Origin of the sequence: [Mycobacterium] fortunisiensis (genome assembly GCF_019050325.1) — a bacterium.
Classification (GTDB): Bacteria; Actinomycetota; Actinomycetes; order Mycobacteriales; family Mycobacteriaceae; genus Mycobacterium; species Mycobacterium fortunisiensis.
Map to the genome: position 1 here is coordinate 367,131 of NZ_VOMB01000002.1, position 20,582 is coordinate 387,712.

General features: G+C 68.3%; 19 protein-coding genes. 9 read left to right on the top strand and 10 right to left on the bottom strand.

Annotation, left to right across the window (positions count from 1 at the left end):
* Positions 1–44 precede the first annotated feature (44 nt).
* A complete protein-coding gene (locus FR943_RS02200; protein ID WP_217154632.1) occupies positions 45–527 on the bottom strand; it encodes a hypothetical protein in 483 nt (160 codons plus the stop codon).
* A gap of 58 nt (positions 528–585) precedes the next feature.
* On the opposite strand from FR943_RS02200, the gene FR943_RS02205 reads away from it, so the two are divergent.
* Positions 586–1,263, top strand: coding sequence for a phosphatase PAP2 family protein (locus FR943_RS02205; RefSeq protein WP_308170422.1), 678 nt, complete (start codon positions 586–588; stop codon positions 1,261–1,263).
* Here the strand turns inward: FR943_RS02205 and FR943_RS02210 are convergent.
* Positions 1,217–2,680, bottom strand: a complete 1,464-nt coding sequence (locus FR943_RS02210) for a bifunctional phosphatase PAP2/diacylglycerol kinase family protein (protein ID WP_217154634.1) — start codon at positions 2,678–2,680, stop codon at positions 1,217–1,219. The genes FR943_RS02205 and FR943_RS02210 overlap by 47 nt on opposite strands.
* Before the next feature lie 78 nt (positions 2,681–2,758).
* Between FR943_RS02210 and FR943_RS02215 the strand changes: the two genes are divergently transcribed.
* Positions 2,759–3,412, top strand: coding sequence for a L,D-transpeptidase family protein (locus FR943_RS02215; RefSeq protein ID WP_217154635.1), 654 nt, complete (start codon positions 2,759–2,761; stop codon positions 3,410–3,412).
* A 3-nt stretch (positions 3,413–3,415) separates the two neighbouring features.
* On the opposite strand, the gene FR943_RS02220 is transcribed toward FR943_RS02215, so the two are convergent.
* Both FR943_RS02220 and FR943_RS02225 read right to left on the bottom strand, forming a co-directional pair.
* The gene (locus tag FR943_RS02220; RefSeq protein ID WP_217154636.1) at positions 3,416–3,874 is read right to left on the bottom strand and encodes a nuclear transport factor 2 family protein; all 459 of its coding nucleotides are present in this window, start codon (positions 3,872–3,874) and stop codon (positions 3,416–3,418) included.
* 39 nt (positions 3,875–3,913) lie between these two features.
* The gene (locus FR943_RS02225) at positions 3,914–5,419 is read right to left on the bottom strand and encodes an FAD-dependent oxidoreductase (RefSeq protein WP_217154637.1); all 1,506 of its coding nucleotides are present in this window, start codon (positions 5,417–5,419) and stop codon (positions 3,914–3,916) included.
* 124 nt (positions 5,420–5,543) lie between these two features.
* Here FR943_RS02225 and FR943_RS02230 point away from each other — a divergent pair, with 124 nt between their 5' ends.
* The 3 genes from FR943_RS02230 (at position 5,544) to FR943_RS02240 (ending at position 9,183) form a co-directional block, all read left to right on the top strand.
* A complete protein-coding gene (locus FR943_RS02230; RefSeq protein WP_217154638.1) occupies positions 5,544–7,397 on the top strand; it encodes an Hsp70 family protein in 1,854 nt (617 codons plus the stop codon).
* 145 nt (positions 7,398–7,542) lie between these two features.
* Entirely contained in the window at positions 7,543–8,433 is an 891-nt protein-coding gene (locus FR943_RS02235) for a glycoside hydrolase family 16 protein (RefSeq protein ID WP_217154764.1), read from the top strand.
* A 33-nt stretch (positions 8,434–8,466) separates the two neighbouring features.
* Positions 8,467–9,183: a hypothetical protein gene (locus FR943_RS02240; RefSeq protein WP_217154639.1), complete on the top strand. Its 717-nt coding sequence runs from the start codon at positions 8,467–8,469 to the stop codon at positions 9,181–9,183.
* 18 nt (positions 9,184–9,201) lie between these two features.
* Here the strand turns inward: FR943_RS02240 and FR943_RS02245 are convergent, their stop codons facing one another.
* Genes FR943_RS02245 through FR943_RS02260 form a run of 4 tightly spaced genes read right to left on the bottom strand, consistent with a single transcriptional unit; the run spans position 9,202 to position 13,570 of the window.
* Positions 9,202–10,215, bottom strand: coding sequence for a zinc-binding dehydrogenase (locus FR943_RS02245; RefSeq protein WP_217154640.1), 1,014 nt, complete (start codon positions 10,213–10,215; stop codon positions 9,202–9,204).
* Positions 10,191–11,783, bottom strand: a complete 1,593-nt coding sequence (phnE, locus tag FR943_RS02250; RefSeq protein WP_217154641.1) for a phosphonate ABC transporter, permease protein PhnE — start codon at positions 11,781–11,783, stop codon at positions 10,191–10,193. The genes FR943_RS02245 and phnE overlap by 25 nt, the downstream gene beginning before the upstream one ends.
* A complete protein-coding gene (phnC, locus tag FR943_RS02255; protein ID WP_217154642.1) occupies positions 11,780–12,592 on the bottom strand; it encodes a phosphonate ABC transporter ATP-binding protein in 813 nt (270 codons plus the stop codon). Before phnC ends, phnE begins: the two co-directional genes overlap by 4 nt.
* 6 nt (positions 12,593–12,598) lie before the next feature.
* A complete protein-coding gene (locus FR943_RS02260; RefSeq protein WP_372448058.1) occupies positions 12,599–13,570 on the bottom strand; it encodes a phosphate/phosphite/phosphonate ABC transporter substrate-binding protein in 972 nt (323 codons plus the stop codon).
* A 178-nt stretch (positions 13,571–13,748) separates the two neighbouring features.
* Here FR943_RS02260 and FR943_RS02265 point away from each other — a divergent pair, with 178 nt between their 5' ends.
* The 4 genes from FR943_RS02265 (at position 13,749) to FR943_RS02280 (ending at position 17,310) form a co-directional block, all read left to right on the top strand.
* Positions 13,749–14,474, top strand: coding sequence for a GntR family transcriptional regulator (locus FR943_RS02265; RefSeq protein ID WP_217154644.1), 726 nt, complete (start codon positions 13,749–13,751; stop codon positions 14,472–14,474).
* A gap of 157 nt (positions 14,475–14,631) precedes the next feature.
* Positions 14,632–15,312 (top strand): VldE C-terminal domain-containing protein, encoded by a 681-nt coding sequence (locus tag FR943_RS02270; RefSeq protein ID WP_217154645.1) that lies wholly within the window; start codon positions 14,632–14,634, stop codon positions 15,310–15,312.
* Between the two features lie 73 nt (positions 15,313–15,385).
* Positions 15,386–16,270 (top strand): hypothetical protein, encoded by an 885-nt coding sequence (locus tag FR943_RS02275; protein WP_217154765.1) that lies wholly within the window; start codon positions 15,386–15,388, stop codon positions 16,268–16,270.
* A gap of 11 nt (positions 16,271–16,281) precedes the next feature.
* Positions 16,282–17,310 (top strand): CopD family protein, encoded by a 1,029-nt coding sequence (locus FR943_RS02280; RefSeq protein WP_217154646.1) that lies wholly within the window; start codon positions 16,282–16,284, stop codon positions 17,308–17,310.
* A 1-nt stretch (position 17,311) separates the two neighbouring features.
* On the opposite strand, the gene FR943_RS02285 is transcribed toward FR943_RS02280, so the two are convergent.
* On the bottom strand, positions 17,312–17,929 hold the full coding sequence (locus FR943_RS02285) for a maleylpyruvate isomerase family mycothiol-dependent enzyme (protein WP_217154647.1): 618 nt from the start codon (positions 17,927–17,929) through the stop codon (positions 17,312–17,314).
* A gap of 36 nt (positions 17,930–17,965) precedes the next feature.
* Positions 17,966–20,482, bottom strand: a complete 2,517-nt coding sequence (locus FR943_RS02290; RefSeq protein ID WP_217154648.1) for an arylsulfatase — start codon at positions 20,480–20,482, stop codon at positions 17,966–17,968.
* Positions 20,483–20,582: the final 100 nt, after the last annotated feature.

A 20,582-nucleotide genomic window follows, 5' to 3' on the forward strand; every position in this document is an offset into this window, starting at 1 on the left:
CCGCAAGCTGGCAACCGTTCGGCTCACCACGAGTCCGTGATTTGCTACGGGTGATACGGCACGCCGACCGCGCGGGACACGTAGTCCAGCCCGACGTCGAAGGCCAGGGTCCGGCGCGGCAGCCGCATCAGCACCTCGGCCGGTATCGACGTCTTGTAGTGCAGCGACAGCTGCCCGTGACAGCGCCGATCGATTCCCGCCAGATCGGCCTGCACGGTCAGTCCGGTCGCGCTGAACTCGGCCTGCGCCGCACCCAGTTGCGGCGCGGACCACGGCTGGTCGACGCAGCGGCCGGCAAGCTTGGGCAGGGTCGACATGGTGGCCAACGCGCGGTAGTTCGTCAGAACCACCGAACCGGCGTAGCTGGCGATGCTGCCGGCCGATCGCGTCCCCGGGATCGATCCGGCGAATCGCCTGGTCACCGGGACATACTCGGCCAAGAACAGGATGCCTTCGGCCTCGGCTTCGGCCCGCAGACCGTCCGGCAGTCCGCCGATGTGCATCAGCTTTCGCAGGATTACCGCCATACGTTCGACGGTAGCGCGCAAAGATGGCAAAACCATTGGAGCTGGTAGAGATTGTCTGGTGGGAACCCGGACGACATGGCTGCTCGGCACCGCAGTGGCGGCTCTCGCGGTCTATGCGGCGCTGTGGATCGGCTACGGCGCGGGCTGGGTCTGGCTGGCCGATCTCGACGCCGCCGGGCTGGCCGGTCCGTACCGCTACGGCGCGGCGCATCCGGGGTGGGTGACCGGGTGGGACGTGTTCTGCACGGTGTTCGGATCGTTCGCCTTCCGGTTGCTGGTCCTGGTGCTGATCGTGGTGGCGGCGATCCGACGCCGCGGAAGCGGTCGGATCGCGTTGTTCCTGGTGTTGACGGTCGAGCTCAGTGCGCTGACGACCGAGTTCGCCAAGTTTCTGGCCGACCGTCCACGCCCGGCCACCGCACTGGTGCACGCGATGGGCACGTCGTTCCCGTCCGGCCACGCGTTGGGCGTGCTGGTCGCGGTGCTGGCGCTGCTCGCGGTGGTCGCACCGACGCTGTCACCACGGGCGCGGAGTTGGTGGGTGGCCGCCGGGGTGCTGCTGGTGGTCGCGATCGGGGTGGGGCGGGTGGTGCTCAACGTCCACCATCCCTCCGACGTGGTGGCCGGCTGGGCGTTGGGCTACGCCTGGTTCGTGGCGGTGTTCCTGCTGTACCCGCCGTACCCGGTGGTCAGGGCAGCGGACGAAACACCGGTAGCGCCCGGTACTGCACGCTGAAACTGGCCTCGCTCAGCGCCTCGCCGACTTCACCGTCGTGTGCCAGGGTGGTGGGCCCGTCGACCGCGACGAACCGGAACTCCGGCACCTGCAACTCGTGGTAGAGCGGGCTGCGTTCCAGCCGGCCCAGCGCCACCGCCACCGCGATGCGCAGCCGGCCGAACCGCCGCCCGGTCTCCAGGATCCGCACATCGATCAGGCCGTCGTCCAGGCGTGGGCGGTGCGACGGGGCGAACCCCGACGGGAAGTACGTCGAGTTGCCGAGGAAGAACAACTCGGTCTCCAGGGTTTTGTCGTCGTAGCGGATCCGCACCGGGGCTTCCCGGCGCAACGTCAGGTACAGCGCGTAGATCCCGGCCAGCCGCTTGCCCATCCGGTGCTCGAGCCGCTCGCGGGTCCGCACGTACTTCGGGTAGGCGCCGATGCTGGCGGTGTTGATCACCAGGCGCTCCTCGTTGAGGCGTACCAGGTCGACGTAGGCGGCGGTGCCCTCCTTGATCGCCGTGACGGTCCGGCCCACCGAATCGCAGCCGATGTCCTTGGCGAAATGATTGAACGTGCCGCCGGGAAACACGGCGAGGGGAACGGCCGCCTCGACGGCGACGCCGGCCGCGCAGGCCACGGTGCCGTCGCCGCCGCCGATGGCAAGCACCTCGGTTCGGGCCGCGGCCTGCTGCAGTACCTGCTCGATGTCGTCGTCGTCACCCAGCTCGACGATCTCGGTGCGCGGCAGGGCCTTTCGCACCTCGTCGACGATCCGCGCACCGGTCCCGTCGCCGGAGGCCGGGTTGATCACCAGTGTCACCCCGGCGCCGTCGGGCCGGGGCTCGGTGTGGAATCGCAACGGATCGGAACCGGGCAGCGCAGCGGCCGGGATGGTGGGCACGACGCGGGCACCCAGGATCGCGATCGCCGCGCCGATCCCGAACCCGGCGAACACGTCGCCGGGATAGTGCGCACCCGTGGCCACCCGCGACAGCCCGACCAGACCGGCCAGCAGGGCCAGCGGCAGCCCGGCCGGGGCCGACTCCAGGCCGACACCCACCGCGAACGCCGCGGCGCTCGCGGAGTGGCCCGACGGCAGCGACGGCGACGTCGGCACCCGCCGGGTACGCCGCGCCAGCGGTATCCGGCTGCGGTCCGGCCGGGGGCGCCGCCAGATCCGCTTGGCCACCTGATTGGTCACCAGGCTGGTGACGGCCAGGCTGACCACCCCGCGGGCCGCGCCGCGGCGCAACGACGTGCCGCCCAGCGCACCCATGGCAACCGCGATGGCCAGCCACAGCTTGGAATGGTCTGCGGCCCTGGTCAGCCCGGGCATCACGGTGTCCAGCAGCGGGCTCGGTGATTCCGCCACCGCGTCGAAGACTTCACGGTCGAGCGTGCCCAGGCCCTTGCCGATCGCGCGCACATCCATGCCGCCAACGTAACGGTCGCGACCTGATCGTGCTCCAAGCTTTATCCGGCCGAAAGCGCGGCCGACGACGATGGACGGATGCGCCGACTCCTCGCCCTGTGCTGCGCCGGGGTGCTGGCGCTGGTGTGCGCGCCCACCGCTGCGGCCGACGGTCCGCCCTGGTTCGCGTCCTCGGTGGGATCGGCGACCCAGGTGATTTCGGTTGTCGGAGTGGGCGGTTCGAAAGCCAAGATGGACGTGTGGCAGCGCGGACCGGCCGGGTGGCAGCCGGTCGCGGCGGGGATCGACGCCAATGTCGGCGCCAACGGAATGGCCCCGCAAACCCATGACGGCGAGATGAAGACGCCGATGGGGGTGTTCTCGCTGGACTTCGCCTTCGGCACCGCCCCGAACCCGGGCGGCGGGCTGCAGTACGTCCAGGTCGGCCCCGATCACTGGTGGGACGGCGACATGAAGAGCCCGACCTACAACACCATGCAGGTGTGCAAGAAGGCGCAGTGCCCGTTCGACACCGACCCGAGCAGCGGGACCGAGAACCTGCAGATTCCGCAGTACAAACACGCCGTGGTGATGGGGGTCAACAAGGCCCGGGTGCCCGGCAACGGTGGCGCGTTCTTCGTGCACACCACCGACGGCGGGCCCACGGCCGGCTGCGTGGCGATCGACGATGCCACCCTGGTCAAGATCATGCAGTGGCTGCGGCCGGGGGCAGTGATCGCGGTCGCGAAGTAGCCCTCAGATGTTCAGGGCGGCACCAGGTTCCAGCTTGAAGTTCAATCCCTCCAACGAGAGGGTGGCATCGTAGGTGCGGTCATAGCCGGTGCCGCTGATCTTCCAGCCGTCCGCGGTGCGGCGGTAGCGGTCGTGGTAGAAAGCCGACCCGAACAACATGAAGTTGAGGCTGGGCACGATCACCCGGTCCTGCAGGTACCAGGTGCCGGTGGCCTCGTCGCCGTCGACCTCGATCTCCGGGTGCGCGACGCGGTGCTCGGTGATGACCTCCGCGCCGAGCGAGCTCTTCATGTAGTCGACCAGGGCGCCACGCTCGGTGAAGTGCAGCTTCTGGCCCATCGACTGCCCGTAATCGCCCACGACATCCTCGGTCAGGGTGGCGGCGAAGTCGTCCCAGTGCTTGGTGTCCAGCGCGCGGAGGTACCGGTATTTGACCTGCTTGATGTCGTCGATGTCACCCATGCCCGACATTGGAGCACACGCACCGTGGCCGGCGACGGGCTATCCGGCAGGTGTGAGGCCGCGGGTGGCCGGCCCTTCGAGCAACGTGCCGTCGGGAGCGAAGCGCGATCCGTGCAGCGGGCACTCCCAGGCCTTGTCGGCGTCGTTCCAAGCGACGATGCCGCCGAGGTGCGGGCACACCGGTGACACCGTGCGGTGGACCCCGTCGACCACACTGTGGGCCGCCAGGCGCCAGGGTGGACCGCTGACGACGCCGCAGTCCTCGCCGGGGACGGCGCCGATGCGGGTCGCCGGCGTGACCCAGCCCTTGGCCAGGTTGAATCCGACCGTCAGGTTGGCCTGGACCGCGGTGGCGAGGCCGGACAGGTCGTGCGGGCTCCAGCTGGCGAAGGCGTCGGCCCAGTCGATCGGGTCGCCGAGGATCCGGCCGGCCAGCACCAGCGCTGCCGCGACCCCATTGGTCATGCCCCACTTGTCGAAACCCGTTGCCACCTGGATCTTGTCGTGGCCCGGCAGGATGGGGCCGACGTAGGGCAGCGCGCCGATCGGCGTGTAGTCCTGCGCCGACCAGAAATGTGTCTGGACTGCACCGGGCCAGTGCACCCGGGCCCAGCCGGCCAGCTCCTGGACCGCCGCGTCGGGGTCGCTGCTGCGGCCCACCGGGTGTCCCGCGCCGCCGACGAGCAGCAGGTCCCCGGCCGCGGTGGGCGCCGAACGTGTTGAGCGGGTGGGGGAGTCGGCCGATATGTACATCCCGGGGGTGATGTTGCCGGGCACTCGGAAGGCCATGCAGTACGAGCGGTGCGGCGTGAGCCGGGCGAAGAACCCGCCCCGATCGAGGATCGGGATGCCGGTGGCCAGCACACACCGGGCGGCGTGCACGTCGACCTGCAGACCGGTGTGGGTCTGCACGTGCAGCTTCAGCCCGGTGCCGCAGTGGCTGACCCGCTGCACCCTGGCACCCTCGGCCAGGCGTCCGTCGTGCTCGCTCAGCTCGGCGATCAGGTTGTCCAGCAACGGCATCGGATCGAACTGGGCTTGATCGGCCAATCGCACACCGCCGTGGAACGGAAACGGCACATCGGCGTCGTCGACCCACTCGACCTCGAGGCCGGCGCTCTGACCGGCCGCCAGCTCGGCCTCGGCCCGCGCCACACCGTCGGGCGATTGCGCATAGGTGTAGGCATCTTCGCGTTGCACGCCGATCCCGCGGGCCGCGCAGTAATCGATCAACCACTGTTGGGCCGCACGGTTTCCCTCGGCGTACTGCCGGGCCACTGCGACCGAGTGTTTGGCGACGATATCGGCCATCCGGGTGCCCTGCAGCAGGCTGATCTTGGCGGTGGTGTTGCCGGTCGCCCCGGCGCCGGCGGTACGGGCCTCCAGCACCAGGACGTCCTTGCCGGCCCGGGCCAGCAGTACCGCGGTGACCAGGCCGGTGATCCCGGCCCCGACCACGACGACGTCGGCGCTGCGCGAAGATTCGTCGGCGAGCGTGGGCGCCATCAAGTGGTGCGGCCGGTCCGCAAGCCACAGCGAGGTCATGGCTCTCGCAGTACCCGCGGACCTCGAATTCAAACGCGTTTTCGGCCCGTGACCGGGCTGCGAGCGTCGCGGCGGAGTGTCGGACAGCTGTCTACAGGGCACGGCGGCTAAGGTGGCGGGCGTTATGAGCGGCCCGTTGGGGTTGTCGATCGGGACCACCAACTTGGTTGCGGTGCGCGTCGGCAACCAACCTGTCAGCCGGCGTTCGGTGTTGACCCTGTCGACCGACCGGACGCCGCAGGTCGGCCTGCACGAATCCGGCCACGGTGTCACCTTGAGCGGGTTCGTGGAGCGGGTCGGTGACCCGGTGCCGCTGGTGGCGCCCGACGGTGCGTCGTACCCCGCGGACACCCTGCTGGTCGAAGCCCTCGATGCAATGGTGGAGCTCGCCGGCGGCCCTTCTGAGCAGCTGGCCATCGCCGTGCCCGCGCACTGGACAGCGCCCACCATGCGCGCGCTGCGCAACGCGCTGCGCACCAATCCCAGCCTGTCCCGCGGCGGGTTGCCGGCCCGGCTCGTCCCGGATTCGGTGGCTTCCCTGACCGCCCTGCGGGCCAATCCGGGTCTGCCGACCCAGGGTGTGGTGGCGTTGCTGGACTTCGGCGGTGGCGGCACCAGCATCACGCTGGCCGACGCCGCGGCCGCCTTCGAACCGCTCGATGAGACCACCCGCCATCCGGATTTCTCCGGCGACCAGATCGACCAGGCGCTGCTGACCCACATCCTCGACGGGGCGGCCCAGTCCGGTGGCCTGGATCCCGCCGGCACCGCCGCGGTCGGGTCACTGGCCCGGTTGCGGGAGGAATGCCGACAGGCCAAGGAACGGTTGTCGGCCGACACGGCAACCGATCTGGCCGTCGAGCTGCCCGGATATTCGGCCACCGTCCGGGTGACCCGACCGGAACTGGAAGCCCTGATGCACGCACCGCTGGCCGGTGTGCTGGAGGCGCTGGAAACCGCGTTGGAACGCAACGGGATCGGGTGGCCGGCCATCTCGGCGGTGGTGACCATCGGTGGCGGTGCGAACATTCCTCTTGTCACCCAACAGCTTTCGGAGCATTCGCAGGCAGCCGTGGTGACCACGCCGCAACCCGCGCTGGATGCGGCGATCGGCGCCGCGCTGGCGGCCGCCTATGTCGCCGAGGCCGATGCCCAAACCGGCATGGCGCCGACCCTGGGTGTGGCCGCGGCGGTGCCGACTGCGGGAATCCCTTCTGCGCCAGCAGGTCCCGCCGGCGAGGGGTCGTCGACGTTCCGGGCATTGGCCTGGTCCGAAGACGAATCCGACGACGACGTGGTGCCCTACACCGGGCCGGACCTGGTGGACTCCTACGGCAGTGAGACGGCGGCACGCCCGGCCGTGCAGTACGTACCGCCGACCGGGCCGATCGAGCAGCCCGCCAGTGGCTGGCAACGGTTGCCGTTCGCGGTGTTCGCGGTGGCCGCGGCGCTGGTCGTGGTCGCCATCGGTGGGGTGACGTACGCATTGACCAGCGCGACGGGCACGGTGCCCAGTTCGCCGGTCAAGACCGCCGAACCCAAGCCGTTGCCGCAGGAGCCGGCCCCCAGTGCCATCGCGCCGCCCCCGGTGGAACCGCCGCCGGCACCTGAACCGGTGATCGAGACGCCCCCGCCGCCGCCGGTCACGGTCACGCAGGCTCCGCCGCCGCCGGTGACGGAAACGCATGTCGTGACACAGACGACCACGCCGCCGCCCACGACCACCACAACGACGACGACAACGACACCGCCCACCACCACCACCACCACGACGCCGCCCACGACCACGACCACGGTGCCCACCACTACGACGACGACCACCAACCCGATGACGACGACGTACGTCACGGTGCCGTTCGTGCCGGTGCCCATCCCGATCCAGGTGCCCAACCGCGGTGAGACGCAGAACCCCTACCCGCAGCAACCGCAGTACCCGTACCAGCAGCAGCCGCAGAATCCTTTTCAGCCCTATCCGTGACGGGTTGCGCCGCGTATCGACGCGCGGTCGTGCCGAGTGCCGGTCGCGGCGCCACCAACTGGGGAAATGTGCCTGGTGCCGCGAAACTTTGGGTAGGCGTGGGAAATGTGGGTAAGAGTTCGGTTAAGGTTCTGCTGTGCCTGAGATGGATCGTCGCAGTGTGATGTTCATGATGGGTCTGGGGGTGGCAGCCGCTGCGCTGCCGGCCGGGATGGCCAACGCCGACCCGGCCATTGGTGACAACCCGCCTGGTCCGGGGCCGTCTGCCCCGGCGCCCGGGACGCCCACGCCGGCCGCCGCCGCGCCCACACCGAGCTTCCTGTTCCAGGATGAGTTCAACGGCCCGGCCGGGGCTCCGCCGGACCCGGCCTGGTGGCATCTCGTGCCGGAGCGCGAAACCATCAAGAACCCGGTCGAGTGGGACAAGCCGTTCAACATGGGCCGCTACGTCACCGACACCGACCACGCTTTCCAGGACGGCAAGGGCAACCTGGTGATCCGCGCGACGCGTGGCCCGGGAACCACCGTCCAGGAGAAGTACGCCAGCGCCAAGGTGGTGGGCAACTGGCGGGGCGGCATCGGTACCACCTGGGAGGCCCGGGTCAAGCTCAACTGCCTGACCGACGGTGCCTGGCCGGCGTTCTGGCTCCTCAATGACGATCCCGTCCGCGGTGGCGAGGTCGACTTGGTGGAGTGGTACGGCAACCGGGACTGGCCGTCGGGCACCACGGTGCACGCCCGGCTGGACGGGGAATCGTTCGCCACCGACCCGCACCCGATCGACAGCGGGTGGCACACCTGGCGGATGTCGTGGACGCCGCAGGGCATGTACTTCTGGAAGGACTACGCCCCGGGCATGGAACCTTTCTTCGAGGTTCCGGCAAACTCGTTGCAGGACTGGCCTTTCAACGATCCGGGCTACACGATGGTGCCGGTGTTCAACATCGCCGTCGGCGGTTCGGGCGGCCGCGATCCGAGCGGGGGCAACTATCCCGCCGAGATGCTGGTCGACTGGATCCGGGTCTTCCAGGGCTGAGTTTTCTCGGCGCGTTTCAGTAGACTCGGGCCCATGTGGGCCTGGTGGCGCCGAGCGGCCGCAGCCGTGACTGCGGTGATGCTCACCGGCTGCGGATCGACCGCCGCGGTTCCGGTGTCCTCACCGCCGCCGGCCTCCGAAGCCTTTGCGTTCCAGCCGCTGTGGCCGTTTGCCGCTCAGCACGAGGCCGACGATTGGCTGAACGACGGTGCCCCAGCGGGACATTCGCCTTGGCACGCCGACGCCAAGGCGACCGCGTTGTTCTTCACCCAGAACTACCTGGGTTTCGCGGAGATCGACCAGGCCACCACTGTCGACGAGCAGGCCCGCGAGGCCTGGATCGGGGTCGGATACTCGATACCCGAGGTCAACTCGGCGACCGCCGCAACGATCCACCTCGCACGTTTCGGCCCGCGGCCGGAGGCGCCATGGGAGGTCGTCGGCACCCGCGATGCGGTGCTCACCCTCGACGCCCCGCCATATGGCAGCACCGTGGGCCCGGTGATCGACGCCGGCGGCACCATCACGGGCGTGGACGAAAGCCTGCACCTGCAGGTCCGGCAGCTCACCCAGCCCGAGGTGTTGGGTGAGGATTGTTGTCTGCCCGCGGGCGGGCAGGCGCGGCCGTGGTCGGCGCGGGTGACGATGACGACGCCACCGCAACCGGGCGCTCTCACGCTGGTGGTGTCGACGGGTGGGCACGTCGCGAACGTCGAACGCTTCGCCGTCACCGGGCTGCGTGCACAGTGATCTCGCGGAGTTGCGCCGTCATGGAACGACAGCCGCGCGCAGTTTTCCCGGTGGCGGCGGGCGCAGCGCCGACGCCAGGTCTTCGAGTGCGACCGGAGCTGTGACGAGGGTTTCCCACGGATAGCGGTCCCGGGTGCGGTCGAGGAATTCCACCGCCCGGTGCAGGTGGCGGGGTTCGTAGTTGTGCACCCCGGTGATGGTGAGCCATTGCCGCACAATGCGTTCCGGATCGATCGCCAGTGGCGGACCGGGCGTCACCGATCCGGCAAGTACCAGGATGCCACCGATGTCGATGCGGCCCAACGCATCTGCGACGGCTACGGAAGAACCGGTGTAGTCGATCGCCACATCGACCGGGCATCCGCTGGACGCGCGGCCGCCGAAGCCCGGCACCAACGCCATCCGGTGGGCGTCGAGGTCGACAACCTGGACATCGGCGCCGGCCTCGGCGCACGCCGCCACTGCCGTGAGACCCAGCATGCCGGCACCGCCGATCAGTACCCGCCGGCCCGCCACGTCTCCCGCGGCCTCCAGGGTGGCCATCACGGTGGCTGTCGCGCACGCCGCCGGTGCGGCGACGGCATCCGGCAGCGTCTCGGGGACCACGGCGATCGCCGTCCCGCGCGGCAGAACCACATGTGCGGCATAGGAACCCGACAACGGCCAGTCCCCGTCGAACGGCTCGTGACCGACCTTGCGTACCGCGACGCACTTGGCGCTGCGCCCCGACCGGCAGCGCCCACACCGGCCACAGGCCACCGTCACCGACCAGATGACGCGTTGGCCCACCCGCACGTCGGCGCCCGGGCCGGTGGCCACGACCTCGCCTACGGCCTCGTGGCCGAGGACCGACGGGCAGGCCGAGGGGCGCCGGCCCGTGACGGTGTGCAGGTCACTGCCGCACACCGTGGCCAACCGCACCCCTACCAGCGCATCACCGTCACCGAGTGCGGGTATTGGTACCGCCTGCAGGTCGACCCCGGTGCCGGTCCAGACCGCGGCCGTTGTCACGCGAGGCGGGAGCGGATCCATCCGGACAATCTCTCGATGGCGTAGACGATGACGAAGATGACGATCACGATGGCGCCGGCCACGTCGAAGTTCAGCGTGCGGATCGACTCGAACAGCAGATAGCCGACGCCGCCCGCGCCGACGATGCCCAGGATGGTCGAGGTCCGCACATTGACGTCGAACAGGTACAGGCTGGATCCGACCATCGCCGGCATGGCTTGCGGAATCACCGCGGAGAACAACGTCTTCCACCAGCCGCCACCCACCGAGCGCACCGCCTCCAGCGGCCCCGGCGCGATCTCTTCGACCGCATCAGCCACCAGTTTGGCCAGAAAGCCGATCGATCCGATGGCCAGCGCGCAGGTGCCGGCGATCGGCCCGAGCCCGAGTGCCGCGACGAACACCACGGCCAGAATCAGCTCAGGGACCGCGCGTACCACCAGAATCCAGCCCCGCGCCAGCCAGTAGACCACCGGATGCGGAGTGACGTTGCGGGCCGCCAGGATGCCGACCGGGATCGACAACACGATGCCGATGGCGGTGGACACCACGCCGATCGCAACGGTTTGTGCTGCGGCGGCGAACAATTCGGTACCCAGCGCCGAGAAGTTGGGCGGGATCATCCGGGTGAACACATCGATGGCCGGACCGACCCAGGTGACCAGCGACAGCGGATTGAGCTGCAACATCGCCAACGCCGCCAGGCACACCGCCACCAGCGCTCCACCGAAGACGAACCGGGCGGCGCGCTCCCGGGCCGGGTTCGACTGTGCGGATTCCAGCAGCATCCGCCGGATCACGATGGACAGCAGTTCCATCGCCGCGATGATCGCCAGGATCACGCAAGCGATGCCCAGAGCCCGCGGATAGATCAGGCCGCGCAGGGCATCCTGCAGGGCAAAGCCGATGCCGCCGGCGCCCACGAAGCCGAGCACCACCGACATGCGCAGGTTGATGTCGATGCGGTAGATGAAGGTGGCGATCCAGGACGGCACCGCCTGGGGGACGACGGCGTTGAGCATCTCGCGGAAGTAGCCGACGCCGGTGCTGCGCACCGCTTCCCGAGGGCCGGGGTCCGTCTGCTCGATGGCATCGGCGAACACCTTGCCGAGCATGCCGATGGAGTGCAGCGCCAACGCGAGGATGCCCGGGAGTACCCCGATGCCGAGGGCGCGGACGAACAGCACCGCGAACAGCAGATCGGGCATGGCCCGGCAGCACGTGATGACCGCCCGGGCCACGGCCTGTACCGCCGGATGCGGGGTGGTGTTGCGGGCGGCCAGGAAAGCCAATGGCACAGAGGCGATCGCGGCGAGCACCGTGCCCAGCACTGCCATCAACAGCGTCTCGACGGCTAGGTGCGCGATGCGGCCCGGATCGTCCAGCCGGGGCGGGATCATCCGCTCCAGCAGCGCGACGACTTCGTCGACTCCGTTCAGCAGGGTGCCCGGGGCGAAGTCGATCGACCAGGCCGCGACGACGGTGGCCAGGATCGCCCCCACGCCGACCAGATGCACGAGGCCGGGCAGCGGTCTGCGCTCGGGCGCCGGCGCGGACGGGGTGGGGCGTTCGGCGAGGTCGGTGCTCACGAGGGGTGAGCCACCGAACGGGCGGCGGGGTCGACGCGCTGGTAGATCTCCATGACGTCGTCGCGGGTCATCCCGACCGCGGGCCGGTCCAGGATCTTCTGGCCGTTGCGCAGGCCGACCAGCCGGTGTGCCCAGCCCAGCGCGAGGTCCACCTGGTGCAGTGTGCACACCACGGTCAGTTTCTCCTCGATGCACACTCGGAACAGCAGATCCATGACCACACCGGCGTTTTCGGGATCGAGTGAGGCCACGGGCTCGTCGGCCAGCAGCAGGCCGGGCTTCTGCATCAGGGTGCGCGCGATCGCGACCCGCTGCTGCTGTCCGCCGGAAAGCGTGTCGGCCCGCCGGTCCGCGTAACCGGCCAGGCCGACCCGGTCCAGATAGGCCAGGGCTTCCGCGCGCATGATCTTCGGGTAGGTCAGCGCACCGTAGCGGGGCAACCGGAGCTGCCCGAGCCCACCGATCAGCACATTTTCCAGGCAGCTCAACCGCCCGACCAGATTGAAGTGCTGGAACACGAAGCCGACGTTGCGGCGCAGGGCGCGTAGCTGTTTGGGTGCGGCCCGGTCGACGTGGGTGCCGCCGACCTCGACGGTGCCGGAGGTGACCCGGTGCAACCCGTTGAGACAGCGCAGCAGGGTGGACTTGCCCGAACCGGACAGGCCGAGCAGCACCAGCATCTCGCTGCGCCGGACGTCGAGGCTGACCTGGTCCAGGGCCAGGGTGTCACCGAAACGTTTGGTGACGTCGCGGGCGATGACGACGAGGTCGTCGCCCGCGACGGGATGGTGAGGTCCGGCTGCGCTCATCGGGTTTCAGCCCTTGCACTTCTCGGAACCGGTGACGTCGCAGACATGGCGCACCCCGCTGTAGTCGGAATCGTCGACGGGGACGAATCCCCAGGCGCGTTCGTCCGTGACCCGGCAGGCGTCGCCCTGGCAGAAGCCCTCGGCCTCGAGGTTGGGCACGTTGACCTTGTCGGCGAAGATGGTCTTGAGCTTGCCCACGGCGTCCTCGCCCAGGGCGTCGTTGGCGGCGAACACCGACCCGGCGATCATCTCGGACTTCCATACCGTCTTGAGCTGACCGGGTTTGAGATCGCCCTTGGCGATCATGGTCTTGTCGACCATGGTGTCGAACGCGAAGCCGGCGTCACAGTCGCCGTTGGCGATGGCCAGGGCCGAGGAATCGTGGCCACCGGCGTAGATCGGTGACATCGCCGCCGAGATGTCACCTTCGGCGCCGGATTTGATCACGCCGGCCTCGATCAGCCCGGCGGTCGGGTAGAGGAAACCCGATGTCGAGCTGGGGTCGACGAAGCACACCTTCTTGCCGGCAAAGTCGTTGAGCCCGTTGATGTTCGCCTCGTCGGCGCGGGCCAGGCCGTAGGACTGGTAGCCGGGCTGAGCGCCCTGGTCCTGGATCACCGCACCCACCGGGGTGATCTTGGCGCCGTTGACACCGGCGACCACATAGGCGAACGGTCCGAAGAATGCGAGGTCGACGTTGTTGGCGATGATGCCTTCGACCACCCCGGCGTAGTCGGAGGCCTGGACGAACTCGACCTTGGCGCCGGTCTCCTTTTCCAGCAGCTTGATCAGCGGCTCGTAGCTGGCCTTCAGGTCGGTGGAGTTCTCGGCCGGGATGGCGGCCAGGGTGAGGGTCTGCGGAAAGCCCTGGGCGGTCAGCGCATCGGAGTCCGAGCCGGAGCTCGAACAGCCGGACAATACCAGGGCGGCGCTGGCGGCTGCCATCGCAGCGGCGGTGCAAAGAGTACCGAACTTCATGGCGCGCTGAACCTTTCGGGGACGGAGCGGTTGACGGGCAGCGCGCCGACGGGAGCCCGCGACTGCCATGCCCCACACCCTGTGGGTTGGTCTATACCAGCGGGTGCATGCGAGGAGACGGGGAGGTTAACAACTCTGGACGTCTTTGGTCTATACCAAGACTTGCTACGGTGGTCGGGTGTCCGCCACCGCAGAACCCCGGGTGCTCAAGCACCAGGTCGTTCGCGCGCAACTGGAGCGACTGCTCGAGGATCTCGAGGTCGGCGACTCGTTTCCGGCCGAGCGGGAGATCGCCGAACGTTTCGACGTCGCTCGCGAAACTGTGCGTCAGGCATTGCGAGAGTTGTTGCTGGCCGGGCGGATCGAGCGCCGGGGCCGCGCCACCGTCGTCGCCAAGCCAAAGATCCTGCAGCCCCTGTCGATGGGCTCGTATACCGAGGCGGCCAAAGAGCAGGGCCGCAGCGGCGGGCGCATTCTGGTCGGCTGGAGCGACCTGATTGCCGACGACATTTTGGCCGGGCGTCTGGAGATCGAGGTGGGCGCGCCGGTCCTGCAGTTGGAGCGGGTGCTGACCACCGACGGCATCCGTGTCGGCCTGGAGACCACGAAGCTGCCCGCGGCACGATATCCGGGACTGCGCGAGGTCTTCGATTACCGCGATTCGCTGTACGCCGAGATCCGCAGCCGCGGGATTCATTTCGCACGCACCGTCGACACCATCGACACCGCGTTACCGGACTCGCGCGAATCCGCGCTGCTCACCGTGGACAGTCGCACCCCGATGTTCCTGCTCAACCGGGTGTCCTACGACCAGGACGGGATCCCGATCGAACAGCGACGCTCGCTGTATCGGGGGGACCGGATGACGTTCACCGCGGTGATGACCGCACCGGTGACGGGATAGCGGGAGCCTCCCTTAGGAATCTCTTATTCCCGTGACCAATTTGTGACCTTTGACCTCGGAAAACACGCCGAAAATGTGCTTGACACGTTTCTGAGGAAACTCGCAGAACCGGGGAGCGGTTGCTGCGACCTCGGGGAACTATCCGTATGGTGCCCGTGTGGGCCGACACGCATTAGCCAGCCCCCGCCGGCGCAAACTGCCGGCGGTAGCGGCTGGCCTCATCGCTCCGGCCGCTGTGTTCTTCGCGGTCGGTGGTGATTTCCATCCATACCCCGCTGAGGAAACCGCCAAACCCGCCGCGGAGCCCCCGGCCGAGCAGGGACCGCCGTGCTGCATGGAGATCGTGGCAGCGCCCGGCGGCGGCTCGACCGCCGCCATCCAGACCGTCGGCCTGAGCGCGGCCCAGGCGCAACCGTCTACCGCCTCCCGGTGGCGCGTCATCAACATCCCGCAACTGCTGCCCGTCGGCGACGCGCCGGAGCGCGGCCTGCAAGTCAAGACCATCCTGGCCGCCCGCGCCGTCAGCGCCGCGTTCCCCGAGATCCAGGACATCGGCGGTGTCCGTCCGGACGCCCTGCGCTGGCACCCCGACGGTCTGGCCATCGACGTGATGATCCCCAACGCCAGTAGCTCGGGCGGCATCGCGCTCGGCAACCGGATCGTCGCCTACGCACTGAAGAACGCCGAGCGGTTCGCCCTGCAGGACGCCATCTGGCGGGGCACCTATTACACACCCGACGGCGGCGCGAAATCCGGCAGCTACGGCCACTACGACCACGTGCACCTGACCACCAAAGGTGGCGGCTACCCGACCGGCGGCGAACTGTACCTGCGCTGAGGCCGACGTCCGCCCAGCGTGTCCCATGATCCGGACTGGCCGCGCCGCTTAGATTCGCAGCGTGGCGCGCAAAATGTCATTCCGCCGGGCACGGTCGGTGATGAGCGCCGAGATCGCCGCGATCCGCCGCAGCGATCCCGAACTCGACGCCGGCGACCTGGCCGGCTTCACCCTGCCGATCCTGCTGCGTGCGCTCGGCGTGGTGGCCATCGGCGTGGTGCCCCTACTGGTGGTCCGCAACGGCGACACCGCGAACGAACAGCTGGTACCCGTCATCGGGTCGCTCGCCCTGGTGATCATCTGTGCGGCCGTGGTGGCCTGGCTGATCTCTATCGTCATCTCCGGGCTGGTGGTGATGATCCTCTACCGGACCCGGCCGTCGTCCTCCTCACGTCTGGTGATGCGCATCCTCACCGACTCGTTCATGCGCATCGACGACTCAACCTCGGCGCTGATGCTGCTGGCCCTGCTGGCCGGTCTGCTGTCACTGGCGTTCGGTCTGCCGACGCGGACCGGGGACGAGCTGGCGAACTCGGTGCTCGACGACCTGCTGGCCGCGCAGATCGGGGTGCTGCTGGTGGCGCTGGGTTTCGCGTTCATCGCCGAGTCGATCCGCTCGTCCGCCGACATCGTCGACGACCAGTCACTGCTGTTGGCCTGGCCCTGGGCGCTGGTCATCGCGTGGGTGAGCTGGGTACTGGCCACCGTCGCGGGCCCGTTCGAGGCGACCCGGATGCTGACTATCCTGTTGCACGAATGGCTACCCGCCATCGTCGACGGTCAGCCCAGCTCGCAGGTGATCGCCGAGTTGGTCCCTCCGTCGGCGCGATGGTGGGTGGCGTTCGGCCCGCTGCCGATCATCGCGGCGATCTGGGCCTATGAGGCGTACCGGCGTGGCGGGTTCGTCGCCATCCGGACGTTCTTTTCCGACGATGCGCCCGCCGCCGCGCCGGGCTGAGAGGACGCACCATGGCCGGATCGGCACCGCCCGCACCGAATTTGGTCGCAGTTGTCACCGAAGCCCTGCACTGGGCGAGTCTTTCGGTGCCGGTGGGGATCGGGCTGACGATTGCCGTGCTCGCCATCCCGCCGGACCGGGGCGGGGTGGTGGCCGAGAAGGTTCGGGCCTTGTCGGTTCCGGCGGCGGTGTTCGTCGCGCTCGCCGCGCTCGCGCAGTATTTCGTTGCCCCACCAGGACGCGGGGACGGATTCGCGGTGCATGTGCTGCCGCTGATCCAGCTCGGTGGTGCGTTGGTGGTGGCGCTCGGACTGGTGCTGCTGCACGGCAGATCGTCGCGGCGGCTCGCCGGTGGCGTCGTCGCGGTGGCCGTGCTGACGGCCGTGCTGCCGAACATTCCGCGGTCCGTCCCCTCGCTCAACGGGTTGGCCCACAACGTCTCGACTGCGGGCCACGTGATCGGCGCCCTGGTCTGGGTGGGTGGCCTGGTGGTGTTGTCCGTGGCCGGGATCGCATCGAGCGCACGGATCGCCGACGGCGCGGCCAAGGATTTGGCGACGCGCGATTGGATTCAGATCTGGGAGCGGTTCGGGGTGGCGGCGTTGTACTCGGTGGGCGTCCTGATCGTCAGCGGCGCCTGGCTGTCGTGGATACACGTCGGCACGTTCGGGCAGTTGTTCACCACGGCCTACGGCCGCTACCTCGCGATCAAGCTCGTCCTTGTCATTGCGCTGCTGATCGCCGGCGCCTACAACATGCGGATCCTCATCCCGAAGATCCTCGCGGCGCGGGCCGACGGAGAAACCGGTCATGCATTTCACCTGGCCGCCAAGCACTTTCCGCGCGTCGTCCTCGCCGAGGCGGTGGTAGCCATCGGAATCCTGGTCGTGGTCCCGTTCCTGCGCGGCTCGGCCCGGACCGAGGCGGGCTGGCCAGGTGCCCGCTCGTTCGACCTGACCGTGTTCGGCACCGGGGTGTTGTTGACCGCGCTGGTCGCGTTCGCGTTGTGGGCCGGCACCCGCACACCCGATCGCAGCTGACCTACTCGTCCTCGGGTTCGCCCTCGGGTTCGGCGGCCGGTACGTCGCGCCGTCGCGCGAACATCATCACGATGTCGCCGATCGGTGCCTCACGGACTGCGCCCCAGGACGGGCCGACGGCGAAATCGGCGTCGGTGGCCACGAAGCGGTAGCCCGGCAGGTCGCGCTGTGGGGCGAACGGAAATTTCATGTGCCACAGGTGTTGTGCCACCGCGACGGCGGCATCGGTGGGCATCGGGCGGTCGATGGCCAGCGGAACACAGATGTCCTGCGTATGGATGAGGATGTCCATCAGCGGATCGAGTTCCTTGGTCATCGGCGGCCGCTTGCGTGACCCCACCATGGCGCGCAGCCGCGTCGTGATGGCCGCCGGATCGGCGGTGTCGTCCTGTGCCGCCCGGCGGACCATGGCGTTGAACCGGAAACCGGATTTGAGTGCCGCCCGGACAAACTCACCGAGGCCGGCGTGGGCCTGGGTGATGTGGATCGCGACCTCGCGCACCGTCCAACCGGCGCACAGCGACGGCGTCGACCACTGATCGGGCCGAAGGGTGTCGAGAAGGTCGGCGAGCTGTGCCCGCTGCTCATCGACGGTGCGCCAGATTGTGTCGGTGTCCATGCCCGCTCCCATCGTCACCTGACAACCTAGTCGCGCTCAGTCGGTCGCGAACGCGGCCTGCGCCTCCCTGTCGAGGTCGACGTATTTCTCCTCGCTCACGTCGACCGCGACACCCCTGATGGTGCCTCCGGTGAACCGGCCTGGATTCTGGTAGAGCGACGACACGTTGTCGCCGCTGTCGAATCCGACACACAACCCGTCGCCGGCAAGGGTGAACTTGCCGATCTGCGCCCGCATCGGACCCCGCGCGGTCTCCTTGCCGTCCACGTAAAGGATTGTGGTGCCGGTTGATTCGCCGTGTTCGCCCTTGCCCTCCCGGATGAATTCCATACCCAGCGCATGCTTGCCTTCCGGCAGCGGGCCGGAGGCGAACACCTGCTCGGGTTTGATGCCCAGGAAGTTGTAGACGTAGTGCAGCTTGTTGTCCTTGATGAACAAGGCGTGCCCGCCGAAGCGTGAACCGTGGGCGAACAGGACGCCTTGGGCGTCCTTGGTCATGTCGACGTCGGCGATGATCTTGTAGGACCGGCCGCGGATGTTGGCCGCCACACCCTCTGGCACCGGCGCGGTGTCCGGGTAATAGAGGTACCGCGTGCGGGGAGGTTCGAACTGCGGCCGCTCGATGGTGAGTAGTTCGACCGGAACACGATCGTCGAGGGGCAGAACGTAGTTGTTCTTCGCCTCCTCGTTCCACGCGTCGATCAGCTCCTTGAGCTTCTCCGGATGCTGGTCGGCGACGTTCTTGGCCTCGGAGCGATCCTCGTCGACGTGGAATAGCTCCCACTTGTCCTGATCGAAATGGCCCTTGCCGCTGATGGGCGCGTGCAGCGCCGACGCCTTCCAACCGTCCTGCCAGATCCCGCGGGTGCCGAGCATCGCGTAGTACTGGCGCTTCTTGGTGGTGGCGGCGTCGGCGCCGTCGAAGCTGTATCGCATCGACACCCCGTTCAGCGGGTACTGCTTGATGCCGCGATACTCCTCGGGCATCTCGATTCCCGCGACGTCGAGGATCGTGGGGACCACGTCGGTGGCGTGGTGGTACTGATGGCGCACTTCACCTTTGGCCTTGATGCCCTTGGGCCAGTGGATCACCATCGGATCGCAGGTGCCGCCCGAGAACTGCGAGTAGCGCTTGAACATCTGGAACGGTGTGGAGAACGCGACCGCCCAGCCCGTCGGATAGTGGTTGTAGGTATCGGGAGTGCCCAGCTTGTCGAGCATCTTCATGTTCTCGGCCAAGTCATCGGGGTAGCCGTTGAAGAATTTGTTCTCGTTGACCGACCCGTTCGGTGATCCCTCGCCGGAGGCGCCGTTGTCGGCGCAGTAGAAGATGACGGTGTTGTCCAGCTGGCCCGTCTGTTCCAGGTAGTCGACGACCCGCCCCACCTGGGCATCGGTGTACTCCGAGAACCCGGCGAACACCTCCGCCATCCGGGAGAACAACTTCTTCTCGTCCGGGCTCAGCGAAGCCCACGGCCGCACCGCGTCGGCCTCCAACGCCACGTCCTCCGGTAGCGGGTTGATCGGGGTCAGCTCGGTGCCCTTGGGCATGATGCCCTTGTCGATCATCCGCTTGAGCACCCACTCGCGGTAAGCCTCGTAGCCGTCGTCGAACTTGCCCTTGTACTTTGCCGAGTACTCCTCGGGGCTGTGGTGTGGTGCGTGGTTCGCGCCCGGGCAGAACCACATGTACCAGGGCTTGGACGGGTTGCTGGAGCGCTGGTCGCGCAGCATCCGAATCGCTTGATCGGCAAGGTCTTTCGACAGGTGATAACCCTGATCCGGAGGATACGGCTGATCGATGAACCGGTTGTCCTCAGACAGGTCGGGATACCACTGGTTGGTCTCGCCGCCGAGGAAGCCGTAGAACCGGTCGAAACCCTTCTGCAGCGGCCACTCCGACTTGCTACCACCGCTGGAGACATCTTCTTCGGGGACGTTGTGGTCCTTGCCGACCCAGAAGGTGCTGTAGCCGTTGTCTTGCAGCACCTGGCCCACCGTCGCGCATTGCGCGGGCAGCCGGGCCGCCGCGCCCGGGAAGCCATCGGACCCTTCGGTGATGCTCGCGAACCGGTTCACATGGTGGTTGCGGCCGGTCAACAGGCAAGACCGGGTGGGCGAGCACAGTGCGGTGGTGTGCCACTGCGAATAGGTCAGTCCGTTGTCGGCCAACTTTTGTAGGGTCGGCATGTTGATCCGGCCGCCATAGGGCGACCATGAGGCCATACCGGTGTCGTCGAACAGCACCACCAGGACGTTGGGCGCGCCCTCCGGGGCGTGCTTGAGCTCGAACGGCTTCCAGTCCGGCTTCGAGTCACGAACATCGAGCTCGATCTTGCCGTCGAAGCCCTCGTTGATGCCGGTTCCGTAGTCGGGTGGCCCGGCGTCGGGGGCTGCGCCGGGCTTTCCCGAATCGTCACAACCGGAGGCCAGTGCACCCACTGCGGTCGCCCCCACGCCGGCCGCTGCGATGCCACCCAACATCGAACGTCTCGACAGTTGGCCGCGCTTCTCATGGTCGTTCGGGGCCGTGTCATCGGTGTTCGATTCCATGCTGGATCACATTAGGCCAGCTCAGACCGACTGTCCCGGCAAATCACGGCACGGCTTGGCAACGGTTGAGACTCGCTGCGCGCCACCGCTTCCGGTGTGC

What these genes read in the sequence shown, in the direction of transcription:
- FR943_RS02210 (WP_217154634.1), bottom strand. Translation starts at nt 2,680, where the DNA reads ATGGATGTGCGCGCGATCGGCAAGGGCCTGGGCACGCTCGACCGTGAA.
- FR943_RS02275 (WP_217154765.1), top strand. Translation starts at nt 15,386, where the DNA reads ATGTCATTCCGCCGGGCACGGTCGGTGATGAGCGCCGAGATCGCCGCG.
- FR943_RS02240 (WP_217154639.1), top strand. Translation starts at nt 8,467, where the DNA reads ATGTGGGCCTGGTGGCGCCGAGCGGCCGCAGCCGTGACTGCGGTGATG.
- FR943_RS02285 (WP_217154647.1), bottom strand. Translation starts at nt 17,929, where the DNA reads ATGGACACCGACACAATCTGGCGCACCGTCGATGAGCAGCGGGCACAG.
- FR943_RS02200 (WP_217154632.1), bottom strand. Translation starts at nt 527, where the DNA reads ATGGCGGTAATCCTGCGAAAGCTGATGCACATCGGCGGACTGCCGGAC.
- FR943_RS02220 (WP_217154636.1), bottom strand. Translation starts at nt 3,874, where the DNA reads ATGGGTGACATCGACGACATCAAGCAGGTCAAATACCGGTACCTCCGC.
- FR943_RS02280 (WP_217154646.1), top strand. Translation starts at nt 16,282, where the DNA reads ATGGCCGGATCGGCACCGCCCGCACCGAATTTGGTCGCAGTTGTCACC.
- FR943_RS02230 (WP_217154638.1), top strand. Translation starts at nt 5,544, where the DNA reads ATGAGCGGCCCGTTGGGGTTGTCGATCGGGACCACCAACTTGGTTGCG.
- FR943_RS02215 (WP_217154635.1), top strand. Translation starts at nt 2,759, where the DNA reads ATGCGCCGACTCCTCGCCCTGTGCTGCGCCGGGGTGCTGGCGCTGGTG.
- FR943_RS02260 (WP_372448058.1), bottom strand. Translation starts at nt 13,570, where the DNA reads ATGAAGTTCGGTACTCTTTGCACCGCCGCTGCGATGGCAGCCGCCAGC.
- FR943_RS02290 (WP_217154648.1), bottom strand. Translation starts at nt 20,482, where the DNA reads ATGGAATCGAACACCGATGACACGGCCCCGAACGACCATGAGAAGCGC.
- FR943_RS02225 (WP_217154637.1), bottom strand. Translation starts at nt 5,419, where the DNA reads ATGACCTCGCTGTGGCTTGCGGACCGGCCGCACCACTTGATGGCGCCC.
- FR943_RS02245 (WP_217154640.1), bottom strand. Translation starts at nt 10,215, where the DNA reads ATGGATCCGCTCCCGCCTCGCGTGACAACGGCCGCGGTCTGGACCGGC.
- FR943_RS02235 (WP_217154764.1), top strand. Translation starts at nt 7,543, where the DNA reads ATGGATCGTCGCAGTGTGATGTTCATGATGGGTCTGGGGGTGGCAGCC.
- phnC (WP_217154642.1), bottom strand. Translation starts at nt 12,592, where the DNA reads ATGAGCGCAGCCGGACCTCACCATCCCGTCGCGGGCGACGACCTCGTC.